Source organism: Streptomyces milbemycinicus, from assembly GCF_002154605.1.
GTDB classification, from domain to species: Bacteria; Actinomycetota; Actinomycetes; order Streptomycetales; family Streptomycetaceae; genus Streptomyces; species Streptomyces milbemycinicus.
In genome coordinates this window covers 587-1,114 of record NZ_MUNE01001048.1, presented here as the reverse complement: position 1 = coordinate 1,114, position 528 = coordinate 587, and the positions used below count along the sequence as shown (strand labels likewise).

1 protein-coding gene is annotated in these 528 nt (G+C 67.4%); it reads right to left on the bottom strand.

The window, feature by feature from the left end:
- Window positions 1-193 precede the first annotated feature (193 nt).
- A complete protein-coding gene (locus CCN51_RS50815) occupies window positions 194-469 on the bottom strand; it encodes a hypothetical protein (RefSeq protein WP_043491517.1) in 276 nt (91 codons plus the stop codon).
- Window positions 470-528: the final 59 nt, after the last annotated feature.

The window sequence follows — 528 nt, the reverse complement described above, 5'->3', positions numbered from 1 at the left end:
GGGATTGCGCTGCTTGCCCCGATTTGGCGGGCTTGGCGTGGATGGCGATCCCGGCCGAGTCGTAGCCGCGGTACTCCAGGCGCTGCAGACCCTCCAGTAGCAGTGGCGCCACATCGCGTTTCCCGATATATCCAACGATTCCGCACATGGTGGTGTCAGTCCCTCCCTGTTGGGTCGCTCATGAGTGCTCGGCTCAGCCGTAGACGATGCGGCGCAGCTGGCGCAGCGAGAGGTCGGGCGGCGCCACCGCGCGGTGCGGCAGCTCGGCCGTGATCCGCTCGAAGATGTCCGCGTTCGCCAGCCCGCCGGACTGCAGCTCCCGGTGGCGGCGCCGGACGAACTCCTCGGTCGTCTCGTCGAAGTACGCCAGCACGTCCAGTACCACCCGGGCGGCCTCGCCGCGGCTGAGCGGCGTACTGCGCACCAGATGGTCGATGAGGTCATCGTGGGACATGCGGCGATCGAGCACTCGTAGATACTGCGGTGAGCCGCCCCGTTTCGCAAGAATCCTGCCCGATATCGGGCAGG